General features: G+C 43.4%; 15 protein-coding genes and 2 tRNA genes. 8 read left to right on the forward strand and 9 right to left on the reverse strand.

Going from position 1 to position 13,000, the window contains the following annotated elements; genetic code table 11:
- Positions 1-307 precede the first annotated feature (307 nt).
- Positions 308-1,747: an N-6 DNA methylase gene (locus tag OWQ48_04130; protein MCY0868403.1), complete on the forward strand. Its 1,440-nt coding sequence runs from the start codon at positions 308-310 to the stop codon at positions 1,745-1,747.
- Between the two features lie 154 nt (positions 1,748-1,901).
- Here OWQ48_04130 and OWQ48_04135 read toward each other — a convergent pair.
- A tRNA-His gene (locus OWQ48_04135) sits at positions 1,902-2,012 on the reverse strand.
- 509 nt (positions 2,013-2,521) lie between these two features.
- Here OWQ48_04135 and OWQ48_04140 point away from each other — a divergent pair.
- The 3 genes from OWQ48_04140 (at position 2,522) to OWQ48_04150 (ending at position 4,077) form a co-directional block, all read left to right on the forward strand.
- A complete protein-coding gene (locus tag OWQ48_04140) occupies positions 2,522-2,737 on the forward strand; it encodes a hypothetical protein (protein MCY0868404.1) in 216 nt (71 codons plus the stop codon).
- Between the two features lie 145 nt (positions 2,738-2,882).
- On the forward strand, positions 2,883-3,254 hold the full coding sequence (locus OWQ48_04145) for a hypothetical protein (GenBank protein MCY0868405.1): 372 nt from the start codon (positions 2,883-2,885) through the stop codon (positions 3,252-3,254).
- 355 nt (positions 3,255-3,609) lie between these two features.
- Complete coding sequence (locus OWQ48_04150) at positions 3,610-4,077, forward strand: hypothetical protein (GenBank protein MCY0868406.1); 468 nt, start codon at positions 3,610-3,612, stop codon at positions 4,075-4,077.
- Between the two features lie 391 nt (positions 4,078-4,468).
- Here the strand turns inward: OWQ48_04150 and OWQ48_04155 are convergent, their stop codons facing one another.
- Positions 4,469-4,720 (reverse strand): hypothetical protein, encoded by a 252-nt coding sequence (locus OWQ48_04155; GenBank protein MCY0868407.1) that lies wholly within the window; start codon positions 4,718-4,720, stop codon positions 4,469-4,471.
- Between the two features lie 562 nt (positions 4,721-5,282).
- On the opposite strand from OWQ48_04155, the gene OWQ48_04160 reads away from it, so the two are divergent.
- The gene (locus OWQ48_04160) at positions 5,283-6,065 is read left to right on the forward strand and encodes an ABC transporter ATP-binding protein (protein ID MCY0868408.1); all 783 of its coding nucleotides are present in this window, start codon (positions 5,283-5,285) and stop codon (positions 6,063-6,065) included.
- Between the two features lie 155 nt (positions 6,066-6,220).
- Here OWQ48_04160 and OWQ48_04165 read toward each other — a convergent pair whose 3' ends face one another.
- From OWQ48_04165 to OWQ48_04195, 7 genes are all read right to left on the reverse strand, one after another.
- Positions 6,221-6,946, reverse strand: coding sequence for a glycerophosphodiester phosphodiesterase (locus OWQ48_04165; protein MCY0868409.1), 726 nt, complete (start codon positions 6,944-6,946; stop codon positions 6,221-6,223).
- Between the two features lie 137 nt (positions 6,947-7,083).
- Positions 7,084-7,371 (reverse strand): 30S ribosomal protein S25e, encoded by a 288-nt coding sequence (locus OWQ48_04170; protein MCY0868410.1) that lies wholly within the window; start codon positions 7,369-7,371, stop codon positions 7,084-7,086.
- A gap of 22 nt (positions 7,372-7,393) precedes the next feature.
- A complete protein-coding gene (locus OWQ48_04175) occupies positions 7,394-7,939 on the reverse strand; it encodes a DUF998 domain-containing protein (protein MCY0868411.1) in 546 nt (181 codons plus the stop codon).
- A 7-nt stretch (positions 7,940-7,946) separates the two neighbouring features.
- Positions 7,947-8,714, reverse strand: coding sequence for an ABC transporter permease (locus tag OWQ48_04180; protein ID MCY0868412.1), 768 nt, complete (start codon positions 8,712-8,714; stop codon positions 7,947-7,949).
- Positions 8,714-9,511, reverse strand: a complete 798-nt coding sequence (locus OWQ48_04185) for an ABC transporter (GenBank protein MCY0868413.1) — start codon at positions 9,509-9,511, stop codon at positions 8,714-8,716. The genes OWQ48_04180 and OWQ48_04185 overlap by 1 nt, the downstream gene beginning before the upstream one ends.
- Positions 9,512-9,513: 2 nt before the next feature.
- Complete coding sequence (locus OWQ48_04190) at positions 9,514-10,458, reverse strand: ABC transporter ATP-binding protein (protein MCY0868414.1); 945 nt, start codon at positions 10,456-10,458, stop codon at positions 9,514-9,516.
- 42 nt (positions 10,459-10,500) lie between these two features.
- Positions 10,501-11,337, reverse strand: coding sequence for an SAM-dependent chlorinase/fluorinase (locus tag OWQ48_04195; GenBank protein MCY0868415.1), 837 nt, complete (start codon positions 11,335-11,337; stop codon positions 10,501-10,503).
- 266 nt (positions 11,338-11,603) lie between these two features.
- Between OWQ48_04195 and OWQ48_04200 the strand changes: the two genes are divergently transcribed.
- The 3 genes from OWQ48_04200 (at position 11,604) to OWQ48_04210 (ending at position 12,906) form a co-directional block, all read left to right on the forward strand.
- Positions 11,604-12,488, forward strand: a complete 885-nt coding sequence (locus OWQ48_04200) for a hypothetical protein (GenBank protein ID MCY0868416.1) — start codon at positions 11,604-11,606, stop codon at positions 12,486-12,488.
- A gap of 61 nt (positions 12,489-12,549) precedes the next feature.
- Positions 12,550-12,623, forward strand: a tRNA-Ile gene (locus tag OWQ48_04205).
- 70 nt (positions 12,624-12,693) lie between these two features.
- Positions 12,694-12,906 carry a hypothetical protein gene (locus OWQ48_04210; protein ID MCY0868417.1) on the forward strand — a complete coding sequence of 71 codons (213 nt, stop codon included), beginning with the start codon at positions 12,694-12,696 and terminating at the stop codon, positions 12,904-12,906.
- The last annotated feature ends 94 nt before the right edge of the window (positions 12,907-13,000 follow it).

Raw genomic sequence — 13,000 nt, forward strand, 5'->3', positions numbered from 1 at the left:
TGGTGGAACGGTTTACAAGGACTCAGGACTCTCTCCCGCTCCAACTTTAAATCTAGTGGTATTGGTGAAGCCACATAAAGCAATGGAAGATAGAAGAGACTAATTATCTCTAGGTTTCCTTATCGTCTTTCAACTTGCTATTCGTTTTCGCAGCTATCTAAGGAGACGTTATCCACTACGCTATAGCTCCTAGGGTGAGCGTCTCCTTGTAGCATGTAGCTAACGACTTATCGGGCCCCAATAGAAGGGCTAGGATCAATCTAATAATTTGAAGGAGAGATTTTGAAGGAGACGAGGTTTCTAAGGAATGGAGGATGCTGCCTCACGGAATGCGAGGAGAAGGCTGTTTGGGGAGCATTTAACTCCTATTCAGGTTTTCGAAGAGTTCATTCTACCAGAGATAAAAGACTACTTATACGATTACATATGGGTTGATCTTTTTGCAGGAGAAGGAAGCCTCATACTACCAATATTAAAGCACATCCCGGGGGATAGGAGAGTAGAGTTCTTCAGGAAGCATATTTTCCTCTTTGATATCCAGGAGGAAATGGTGGAGAAAGCAGTAGAGAACGCGGTGAAATACGGGATTCCAAGAGAGGTTGCCGCGCAGAATATTCTCCAGAGAGATACTCTTGAAGACTACCCGAGCTTTATTCTCAATAAAGGTCTACCTGTATACCATATAACGAATCCACCATACCTGTATATCGGCTACATTGTGAAGCATAAGGAAGCATGGAGGTACTTAAAGTACTTTAAGGGGGTTAACGAAGGATACCAGGATCTCTATCAAATCGCATTAATGAATGATCTACGGCATGGAATCAAGAAAATGATCTACATAATACCCTCCAACTTCCTATACGGCTACTCTGTTTCAAATAAGATAAGAAGAGACTTCCTGAAGTACTATACTATTAAAAAGGCTGTAATCTTCGAGAAAAGGATATTCGAGCACACAGGGACGAATGTCGCTCTCTGCTTCTTCGAGAGAAAAGAGAAGCCGGGGCATGAAGTCCTCGTATTCGAAGGCATTAAGATAGATAAGACAGCTAGAAGGAGAGTGTACACGCTCGACCCTAAATACTATTATAGAGCTGGATACGAGTTTGAAGCCTTCGTAAACGAGTTTCAAGCCGTTCTCCCCCTTAAAGTAGAATTTTATTTAACCATTGAGGAAGTAGAGGAGAATAAAGGTGACCTCGAAGTCGAAGTTATTGACGCCAACTCATTCAACGGTAGAGAGTATAGGAGGATGAAAATACACGTGAACAACAGGCTGTACAGGAAGATTAAATCAAATATTCTCTTCGCTAGAACCCTTGATACAGGGGATCCAGCAGGGAGAGCCGGCCTCTACGTGGTAATAGAAGTCTTCGGGGTAGATGGAATACTGGTGACTAAAGCAAAGTATAGAACACACCCTATCCAGGTGTTCATAGAGCCGCAGCTTACAGTTGAAGAACAACTACTGTTAAAAGACTACTTTAATCTAGTACTCGAGTACTTCAGGGAGAAAACTGATAGTGAATTCATGACTACATACAAGTACTCTGATAGCGAGTATACACGAAAATACCTGGGGTTAACACAAGTTAAAAAACTGATACAGACATTCCCATGGCTAAAACTCTCAAGTATTGAACGCGAGTACTTCAGAGAGCTAGTTAGAAGTAGAAATACTGAAAAACTAGTAGAATTCGTTAAGGAGAAGAATAGTAGAAAGCCGAGGCCCCATTTCTCCTAATAGAGGAAGACTGTAGCGGCCATTGCCCCCAGGTTTCTACGCCACGGCCTTCTTGAATGCAAGTGGATAGCGTTCTCAGTGACAAATAGTTGAATCAAGCCTCACTTAGCCAGGCTTTACACGGGTAGTTGGGGGTTCTTAAACTAGTTATAAGGGCCCGGGCCGGGATTTGAACCCGGGTCCTCCGGGTTTCCACTACCCCTCCTCTACTATCACTGGAGGGGTGTCCACAGCCCGGCGCTCTGCCAGGCTGAGCTACCCGGGCCACTCTACGGGCTGCTTGTGGCCTGGGCTCGTCACCGCCTTACGGCTCTTGACCGGGCCCTTCACGCTAGCAGGGTAGTGCTTATTGACTACCGCGTTTTTATAGTTTAATTCCTGTAGCCTTAACACTATACCTCTTCATTAAACTACCTTCCGAATTATAATGTGTTTACTCATTCGAAACCTATTCAGCAATGCTAATAGCTTATCTAGTTTTCGATGGTTGTATATTCGCTTTTCTTACTATGAATACCTTTTATTCCCTAAATTCATCGTGTACCATAAAGCTGTATTCAAGAGCCTCTATAACGTCTATTCTAGGTCTTTCTCTAATAGATTCCAATACTTCACCTCTAGTATAGCATTAAGGCTCTAAGGGAAATGAATAATTTCAATACCAACATCTACTGTTGAAAGGAAGCGAGCCATCATGGTTTTCCCAGGCAATTGATATAAAGCAGAACAGAGTCAGCAGACATGGTTTATATTCCGAAGGATTCACAAACACTTGTGATAGAGGTCGAGAAAATGATGCAATACAGTATATTTAGTGCTCTTAAAGATCTTGGTTTTAGAGTTGAAATTGACCCTTCAGCAAGCAGTTTAACGAAATACGCAATAAAAGTTGAAGTAGGACTGTATAATGTAAACGCATATGGAACGTTTAAGTTTCCACATCGTTCTATAGAACTGCCATTCTCCAAGCAAATTATTACAGGTCCATAGGGTATTATATTAGGTGAAGTAATTGAAAAGAATAGTGTGCTCACTGGCATGTGCTCTATTTTTTATTTTACTCATTTTAATTTATCCAATAGTTAGTGGTGTAGGGATACAGGCTTTTAGTAATAGTGAAGAACTGGTATACTACGTGAACGGGTTCGCTATTCCCATCAAGGATGTTAACTCGTTTGAACCCATAACTGTTGACCTATTACTGAGAGGAGTTGAAGAGGTTTACTCTATGGATCATAGCTATATTCAGAACTTACTGAGAAAAATTGGAGTTAATGAAAGCTTTAATGCTGAAGGTATCCGTGTACTTTACAATTGTAGTGAGATTGCAGGCGAGAAGCCGATCACTTATAGTATTGGATCTGATGGATGGTACTGGGTTAGTATACCTGTTGGGCCCTGCGTGCTCCATAATATACCTTTAATTATGAGGCTTAACGGCACCGTCCATGTTAAACATGTCGTCCATAATAATGTATATGAATTCCACCCTATCAGATATTTTTAAACATAATCTTTCAGGCTATGAGGTGCTAGTTCGATATCCTCCTCTATTTCCAGAAAACTTTAATGGTAGTATAGAAGCTAGCTTAACATATATGATATGATAATAAATAATACTGCTGTATCTAGTAATGAAACGATTGGTTTCTCCCAGCTATACATTGTTTATCCCAGAAATGCTATAGAGGTTAAAGAAGTATATGATAAAAATTTACTCCAATACTTTACGGTATCCCATTAGAGTTTAAGATGGAGATTGTTACTGAAAAATCCTAGGACACGTTACTAATTATAGCTACATCACAGCTTATGCTCGCTCAAACAGGTTTATCAGCCTAACATCATCTATTAGCAAAATAATGAATCAAGGAGTTTTCACTGAATACATGGAACCGAGATATAAGGATATGGATCTTTTCGATTTTTACGATGATCTCGCCCTCCGCGTGGTCATAAAACATGAGAATGTAACAGAGAGTATAACATATGCTCCTTCGAAAGAAAGGTATATCTCATTCACATTTCTATATAAGAATCTTAGTCTTCTATATAATCCTGATGGGAAGGTAGTTGATTATAGATGGGTTTATCCACTGAGGTTCTGGGGCGCTATTTTAAAGCTTGAATTGAGTAATGGCAGGTATCTATGGATATTGTTTTGGGGGGATGTGAAATATGATGAAAATGTTGACCCTTATAGTATTGATATAGGCTATTATAGTCCTGAAGGCCCTGTCGCAATAGATGTTAAGCAAATGCTATTGTTTATCGCGGTTATTGTATTGCCTATAGTATTGACAGCATACTATGTTTTAAGGAGGAGGTAGGAAATGTTGAAATAGTTTTCCGCGAGTATACCTATTTATTTTTCTCTAATAGTATTTGTGGCATCGTTTATCACGGTATACACGTATTACTCGCTAAAAAGTGATGCAATATCATTTAGTAGTGTGAGCAATGTAATGGGTTCATCGTATGATGTATATCTACAATTCTTCGATTACGGTGTATTTCCGGATGCTGTACATGACGCGATAGTTAGAGGTATTTCTAGAAATTATAACGAGTTATCCGTGATTTATGAAAGCTTCTATATTTCTAAAGTATACCATGAGGTTATAGGGGTTATCATACCTCTAACCATTATTTTACAAGCTATGGCATCCTTAATTATCTTAGCAAACTTTAACCCGGAGGAAACACTGCAGATAATCACGCTTATTGGAAAGAGAAGGTTTTCCAATACATGCTATACATGGTTACTACTGCTGATTTACTTCTAGCAGTGGCTGTTGGTGCACCATATGCTATTTTCACTAAGGGGTTCTCTACCCTGGAGCTTGCTATAAGTATTCTGTCTATTTTCAGCTCACTATTCATAATATCTCTTATCGTTCTAGTGTTTTTTATCTTGTTGAGTAATCCCTTCTTATCTCTGATGGTCGGGCTATCCGTTTTCATCGTATTCATTACTTACCCGGATATGATATTCTATATTTCACCATTTATTCGTGGACTAGAATATGCTGGTATCAATAACATTGTTTCTGAGTATAAATACTACATAGTGATGTACTGCTTATGGGTTATTGCTCTACTAGTGGTTTCCTATAAAGAGCTCGTAAGGAGGGAGCTTTACTAGTGTATGGGGGAAAGTTATGTTTGTGCTTCGAGTAGTAATAGTATTGCTATCATTAATTGCTCCGTTAGGCTTTGGGTTCTCATATTATATTCGACCCGTAGTTTTCCACATACCGTTGTATGATGGGTATACTGGTGGTTTAACCCTCTATAATCCCCTAGGTTCACCCATAATTATCAGTATGTCTTGCGGAGTAAATGCTAGTATTAATGTGACGGTAATTCAAGACTCCAGTATTCAAAGCTTCATATTGACATGTAATTCCTCTAGAACGATCAGTGCTGGTAGTAGGACAGTATATATCGTGTTCCGCGTAGTTTTACATGGAGATTTGTACTTGCTGGGTGAAACTGCTAATATAACTGTAAGGCGAGTACTATGGTAGTTGTAATGGAGAATGTTGTGAAGAAATATGCTGGTAGCATAGTGTTGAAGAATATTAGTCTCAGTATATCAGAGGGTAGTCGAGTAGTTATTGTAGGACCAAATGGTTCAGGTAAAACTACTCTGATAAAAATATTGCTGGGGCTGACGGGAAGGGATAGTGGAGTAGTCAAGGTATTCGGTATAGACCCATCAAGTAGGAAATTCGATGAGATGAGAAGAAATATAGGGTATCTCCCCGAGAAAACAACTCTCATCCAAGGGATGAGGGTTGAAGACTATCTAGACTATGTATCAAGTATTAAGGGATGCTACGGGTATGAAGATGTATTAGATCAGTTCAACCTAGTAAAGTACAGGAGATATAAATTAAAGGCTCTCTCCCAAGGCTATAAGAGAAGAGTTCTATTAGCAGCCTCCCTCCTATGTAAACCTAGATTGCTAATACTTGATGAACCATATGCTAACATAGATCTTGAAACAAAGCTAGTTATAGATGACCTATTAAACAACATAGCTAGGGAGCACATAACTATGCTTATGACAACACATATAGAGCCCTCTCTAAACAACTATACAGCGATTGTTATGATAAATGGAGAAATAATTGGAAAGATAGAAATGGAAAATACAATTAAATTAACATTAATGTGTAGCGGTGAAAAGATCGAGCTCACTGAAAGAGAACTAGACAAAGTAAACTATCTAGTAAGATCTGGATGCAACCTTACGGAAATATCAACAAGTTCCCTTACAGCGAGGCTTAGACACCTAATTCACCATCGATAAATAATTCCCTAAATTAACTAGCATGTGATCTAAGCAATTCCCTCATATAGTATTGTAGTTTACCAACAATACCTATCGATGCTAATATGAGAATAAAATGGTGTAGAAAGACATATAGATTAGTGGAGAGCTCACAGTAGACTTGATACGTGCTCTCAGAGCCCTCTAGTAAGACTTCTTCGCAGCTCGACTGCTCTATCAGGGTAGTCTGTAGCTATCCCGTCGACGCCTGCCTTATATGCTTTCACCATGTCGCTGGGGTTATTGATCGTCCAGGCGACAACCTTTAAACCCAGTTTGCGTGCAAGCCTGTTAGCCCTAGCAGTAGCAATCCTGTAGTAGGGGAGGACTATGCTTGCACCCAGCTCTCTAGCTCTAGTGATCTTACCGAGAGGCATGTAGTATATTAAGCCTGTAGCCACAGAGGGGTTGAGTCTTCTAACTTCAACTAGAACTTCCTCCAGGAAGCTTATTACGGCTACATTGCTTAAAGCCTTGTAGAACTCGATGAGCTCTACTGTTCTCTTAGTTGCCTCAGCCTCCTTGACTTCAATGAATACCCCGGCTCTCCCATCAACTAGCTCTAAGACTTCCTCTAGCAGAGGGATTACCTCGCCATTAATCCTCACGTTGCTTCGAAGCCACTCGAAGTCTACATCCCTAATGCTTCTCTCAACACCTGCTAGACGCTTAAGGTTAGCGTCATGGAAGACTACTATCCTGCCATCCCTGGTGGCTCTTACATCAATCTCCACGATGTCGGCTCCAGCTTTTACACCAGCTTCAACAGCTTTAAGCGTGTTCTCAGGTGCTATGCCACCGGCACCTCTATGGCCTACCACTGTGAAAGGCTTCATGTTAAGCTTCTCGAGTATACTCATTCAACCACTCTCAGAGCTATATTATGAGCAAATGGTGTTAATGAACCCTGCTTGCGAAAACTGCTGGAGGCGCTGCGGGATAGAAGACCCTGCTGCTTGGTAGGCTTAAAGGTATGCTTGAATATCCTGCTGGAAGCCTACTTGGAGCTAGAGTGCTGGGCGGGAATGTATACTGGTGCTCTCCTCCCACCGCTGTACAATTTAAGAATACCTTTCCTTGCAGCCTCGCGGAGTATCTTTCTCGCTGTGCTAATTCTTATGTTTAGCTCCTGAGCCAACGTGTAGGGAGTATAGTACTTTACCTCTCCTCTGGATACACTAGCCTGTATCCTCTTCAGTAAGTCTCCTCTAGGCTCGAATATATTCGCCTTAGACTCCCTGCTACTTGGAGCCGGCTGTGGAGTAGTCTTCTTGCGCTCAGACACTTAAACCACCCTTTACAATCTACTACCTGCATCCTGGATTTTTAAAAGCATAAGTGTAGAGGTAGGGGATAGTGAAGCATGCAATAGATACTAGCTCGGGGACTGCTGCTCCACGTGGAATCTTGTAGGCTAAGTGAAGAATCCATGCAGCCAGCCCTACAAGCAGGGCTACTAGGGATAGCGCTTTAACAGCTGGACCCTCCTCGACAACCACCATCCAGGCTAGAAAGAATGCTGTCCCCATGAAGAATAGTATTGAGGCAGCAAGGTGAAGCCAACCGTAGGCTTCATTGAATACACCAACAAAGACCAGGGATACTGATGTAAAGACGAGAATAGCATTATACGATCTACGGGTTGAACGAGATGTTAAAGCAACAGTATAAGCTAGCAGGCCGCCTAAGACGACTCCCGTGTTAAAGACTGCTGCCACGCTACTCTTCTCCGAGTGGCCTAGGTCGCTTAAAGCATTACTTAAAGGATTAAACCAGCCTGAGAGAACTGAGGCTACAACGATAAATACCAGCGGGATTGCAATTGAGAGGAAGGGCAGGTAGCAGTACCTCAAGCTGCTTTCACCCTATGAGGTTCCTCATGTAGAGCTTGTAGGCTGCAATCAACACCGTAATCGTCCATACGAGTAAACCTATAGTGTTGAAGAATAAGTCCACGCTCTCGTAGTAGCCGAACCCCCATCTATACATTGATGTAGCCATTGATAACGGTGAATAGTAGACTAGAGGGGCTGCAAAGCCTAGTCTAGCCTTTACAACCTGCTCGGGAAAGAAGACATTGGAGACTAGGAAGAGTAGATTGTAGGTTAGAGATCTAATTGTAGCCTGCAGATTAAAGTCTCTTGTGACAGTTGAAAGCGAGATTGAAAGGCTGGCCATTAGTGCTGATAGAGTGATACTAGTGTAGGCTATGAACAGCCATTTCAAGGGGGATGGGAAACCCATTAATAGTGCTGCGAAAACAAGGAATCCAGCCTGATATATCAGCCCTCTTAACATTCCACCCAGCATACGGCCTGCTACAAGCACGCTCCTCTTTACTGGGAGGGATACAAGGTATAGTGTAACCTCTCTTCTAAGCTCAACACCCACCTCTCTGCCGATACTGAACGAGGAGATGAATATGGATAACCCGAGTATCCCTGGAGTAATGAATTTAATGTAGTCTGGGATATACTTCGGGTTTACAATACCCCTGAATATCAACCCGAAGATCACTATGTCAGCTAGATTCATTGCTACCTGCCCGGCAAGCCAGAACTTGTAGTTCCAGAACCTCGCTAGATCCCTGCGGGCAATTATAATCATCTCTCTGAGATCCTCGAGCATTACTTCCACCCCCCGGCCTCCAGTTTCCTAGCATAGTACTCTATAGCCAAGACAGCGAGCCCCATGCTGAAGCCCAGTATGTATATTACTAGTGCTTGAGGTGACATAGCGTACAGAGTATACTCTGGAAGGAGGAGTAGCCTCAGGAAGTCCGCTATACTCGAAATGGGGTTTGCAAGGGCTGCATAATAGTATGCTATTAGACCTGAAGCCTCTATTACTGGAAGCGGGTAGAAGATACTGCTGAGCCTCACGAGGATTGCGTCAATAGTCCCAAATAATATGTCTGTTATATCGGTTGACTTCATTCTCATTACCACAGTGATTACCAGGCTGACAACACCAATGGAGAAAACGTACGCCATTAGTATCGAGGTCAGCAGGCTGAAGGGGTTTACGTAGCCTATTGCCAGCACTACTACCAGCATCATGGGGATAGTGAACACTAAGGCTGAAAGCGAGCTTCCCAGTATTCTCCCTAGCACGAGAATCCATCTCTCAATGGGGAGCGATAAATGATATTCTACTAAGCCGTCATCGAATTCGTCAGCTATCACGTAGCCTCTCGATATGCTGACAGAGTAGAGTGCTGAAACGTATATTCCAAGCAGGTAGAAGTCATAGTAGTTTACGCCTGCCACCATCCTGCTGGAGACTATAAGAGATATTGCTCTAGCGAATACTAGTACTTGTATAGCAAACCACGTGAACCTCATTGTCACAAAGACTTTCTCGCTCCAAAGCCTCCTTAAATCCCACTCCATGACGTGGAGTAGGCTGGTCAGTCTCCCAGGCATTGCTACTCCTCTCTCAGCCTCGCTCCGGTTAGATAAGTGAAGACATCGTCTAGTGACGGCTCTTTAATCATGAGCTTTGAGACAGGTATATTGTAGTGTCTAAGCACATCTATTATTTGAATAGCCTTCTCCTCTCCTTTCTCGAGGTATAGTCTCAGTAAGCCGTTCTCAAATCTCACTTTACCGTAGTTTCCCAGCTCCTCTAGAACATTCCCTGGTATCTTGGCGTCTTCAACGTATACTTCGACGACGTCGCCTCCAGGCACTAGATCCTTTAACTCTTCTACTGTTCCAAGGGCTCTCAGCTTCCCCTTGTACATTATTGCTATTCTCTCGCATACTCTTTCAGCCTCGAACATATCGTTTGTTGCTAGAATGACTGTTGTACCCTCCTCTCTCAGCTTCTCAATAGTATCCCATAAAGCGTGCTTAGCTAGAACGTCTACCTGGGCTGTCGGCTCGTCTAGTATTGCCAGCTTGGGTTTTTGGATGAGTATTTTAGCTAGCTCAACCTTCTTACGTGTCCCCCCGCTCAGCTGGTAGAAGTACTTACTTCTATGCTCCCAGAGTCCTAGAGCCTCCATGACTTCTCTAACAACTCTTCTAGCGTCTTCACTAGAGTACCCGACTACTCTTGCATGCCACATTAATAAGTCGTAGGGTTTGTCAACCCATAACGCCTTAGGATCCTGGAATGCTATCCCTATAAGTTTTCTAACCTCGTAGTCTTCTCTTAGAACGCTGTGCCCGTAGACGTAGATATCCCCGCTTGTAGGCTTGTACACCGTTGCAATTGTAAGTAGTGTCGTGGTTTTACCGGATCCATTAGGCCCCAGTAACCCGAATATCTCTCCATCGTATATGTCGAGGTTTAAGTTATCAACCGCCGTGAAGTTGCCGAAACGCTTGGTAAAAGAGCGTATTTCAACCGCCTTAGTTCTAGGCATGATGAAACCACCATGAAGGCTCTACAATCACTTACCACCTTTTTAAACGTGGGGGCTAGAAGACCCTCTTAACCTCCTGATAGTTACCCTTCCACCTGCTTCAATCCCTAGGATTCTAGAAGCGTCACCCATGGAGACAGCTATCTCAAGGTATCCCCATGAATTCATGTAGCATGCTAACTTGCCTGGCTCTACTAGGCTGAAGCTAGTGGTATACGTGCACTCGCCTCTCGTATCAGGTTCAACTGTTATCTCTAGCTTCTCACCTATCTTAAAGCCCATTCTGCCGGCTAACATGCTGTCCACATTAGTCATAATATTACCGTAGACATCTACGTAAAGGATGCTTGCTTCAACAGTATCCTGGTTGACTATTCGCGGCTCACTCAGCTTGAGCACTGTGAGAGAGCTTGCCGGGACTTCAACACCAATCTCCTCTAAGGGTACACCACGGCTAATCCATGCTGCTACCGGAGCGAAAATATCCCGCCCATGGAATGTATGCGATACACTGCTCAACCTGTACTTGGAGTTCGAGATATCGAAGACTCTTCTAACTCCATCCTTTAAGGCTAGTAGGCTTAGAGAACCATTGTCAGGCCCGATGAGCACGTAGTTACTGGTTTCCACTGCTATAGCTCTCCTACTGCTACCTACACCCGGGTCTACTACAACCACGAATATAGTGTCCCTAGGGAAGTACCCTGCTGAAACCAACAGTATTACGGCTGCCTCGAGAATACTATGCCTTGTGATACCGTGTGTTAAATCTACTACTTCAGCTTCAGGATTAATGCTTTTTATCACGCCCTTCATAACGCCAACATAGGGGTCTCTATACCCGAAGTCTGATGCTAGAACTATAAGCCTCCCACCCACCTCCACCACCCCCACCTACACCGGGTCCTAGAGCTACAATGGTTCATCACTCTTCAGGCCGCCCGTCGATACTCATCCCCGGCGTAGTGTAGGAATGATAAGACCGGGTTATTTACATGCTGCTAGAGGTAAACGCTACTGTTTAAAAGAACGTATAATACTTTAGAAATTAGTGCCCGATGAAGTACAGCGGATAATCAGATAGTGGTGAAGAACAGGCTATCTGAGGGCCTCTAGCTTAAACACTAGCATGGAGTGTGAAACCTGTGGCTAGTGGAGTGAGAGTACTACTAGGCAACCTATGGTTTCCCACTAGAGAAGAAGTTGTAAAAGGATACATATTCGTTGAGAACGGGAGGGTAGGCTTCACCGGTAGCAGTATAGAACCTGAACACGAGTTAAGCGAGCTCCAATACGATTTCCAGGGGTGGGGGTTAGCTCTCCACGGCTTCAGCGCTATAGTGGATATAGTTGAGTTCCCGCTGAGAATGCTAGGGGTGAAGGACACCTCAATTCTATCACGTAGTGAAGTAGAAATGCTTGCTGAAGCAGGCTTCGCTAATGCTATAGCTAGTGGTGTGACAATGCCTATAGCATTCACCCGGCACGCCGAGGTAGTATTAAGTGTTGCAAGAAGGCTTGGAGTTAAAGTAGCTGTTGTAAGTAGCAGGGGGGTTCTAAGCGATACCACAGGGTATATCTTCGAGCTGGAGAACAGTGTCTTAAGCTTCAGGGATAGCGTTCTCGGATACTATAGTGATGTAGTCTGTACTCCACGCTCACTTAAGCCATCCTGTAGAATACTGGATTTAAGGGGGGCTGGCTCAACCCTCCAGGTTCTCGCAGCATTCATAGATAGCATGGATTCAAGAGGATTCTACAGGCTTCTCACAGAACCCTACAGGATTACAGGGGAGAGCACAGGCTTCATAGAGGCTGGCTCACCAGCAGACATACAAGTGGTTGACTTAAGGAACCCGCTGAAAGCATCAATTATAGAGAGCGAAGCAGGCTACTGGTCCACTCTCTCCCGTTTCATGCCACCAGATATAGTGCTAGTTAACGGGGAAGTAGTCTACGAGAAAGGAGAGCATATAGCAGTAGTCCTGAAAGACTTAACCAGGATACTCGAGAAGCTGCAGTCACGCTAGAAGTATGTGTAGCAATGATTGAAAAGCTTTTAAGTCTTCTAAAACCCATTGAAATATCTCAGGGCCCGTAGCTCAGCTTGGTGGAGCGCCCGGCTGATAACCGGGAGGCCCGGGGTTCGAATCCCCGCGGGCCCATCCTGAAGACTCTTGTAGCCGTTTTATTTATATGCCTCTACGCTAAGAAACTGTCACAGGGGTGGCAGGAGTGCCTGTAAAATGCCCGTTCTGCGGGTATACTGGGGAGCTCTCGAGCTTTAAGCAGTTGAGAGAACCGTGGAGGTTCCGCTTCTACACGGTTGTAAGATTAGAGTGCCCGAAATGCCATAATATATTCAACTACTATCATGGTGTGTCACCGAGAGGAAAAACATCAGAGTTCACAGTGAAAATAAAGCCTAGGACGCCAGCGGGAGAGTAGGAGAGAGAATAGTTTAAGGGCTGCTGTAGCCTCTATCTTAATTTTATTTCAGATTTTCATCTCCTTAAACCACTGTAAAACTACCGTGGTAATA

The sequence above is a fragment of the Desulfurococcus sp. genome (genome assembly GCA_026626905.1).
Lineage (GTDB): Archaea > Thermoproteota > Thermoprotei_A > Sulfolobales > Desulfurococcaceae > Desulfurococcus.

Bases quoted from the DNA above. Each gene is read 5' to 3' on its own strand.
- OWQ48_04130 (MCY0868403.1), top strand. From the start codon at position 308: ATGGAGGATGCTGCCTCACGGAATGCGAGGAGAAGGCTGTTTGGGGAG.
- OWQ48_04150 (MCY0868406.1), top strand. From the start codon at position 3,610: ATGAATCAAGGAGTTTTCACTGAATACATGGAACCGAGATATAAGGAT.
- OWQ48_04155 (MCY0868407.1), bottom strand. From the start codon at position 4,720: ATGAATACGATGAAAACGGATAGCCCGACCATCAGAGATAAGAAGGGA.
- OWQ48_04160 (MCY0868408.1), top strand. From the start codon at position 5,283: ATGGAGAATGTTGTGAAGAAATATGCTGGTAGCATAGTGTTGAAGAAT.
- OWQ48_04165 (MCY0868409.1), bottom strand. From the start codon at position 6,946: ATGAGTATACTCGAGAAGCTTAACATGAAGCCTTTCACAGTGGTAGGC.
- OWQ48_04180 (MCY0868412.1), bottom strand. From the start codon at position 8,714: ATGCTCGAGGATCTCAGAGAGATGATTATAATTGCCCGCAGGGATCTA.
- OWQ48_04185 (MCY0868413.1), bottom strand. From the start codon at position 9,511: ATGCCTGGGAGACTGACCAGCCTACTCCACGTCATGGAGTGGGATTTA.
- OWQ48_04190 (MCY0868414.1), bottom strand. From the start codon at position 10,458: ATGCCTAGAACTAAGGCGGTTGAAATACGCTCTTTTACCAAGCGTTTC.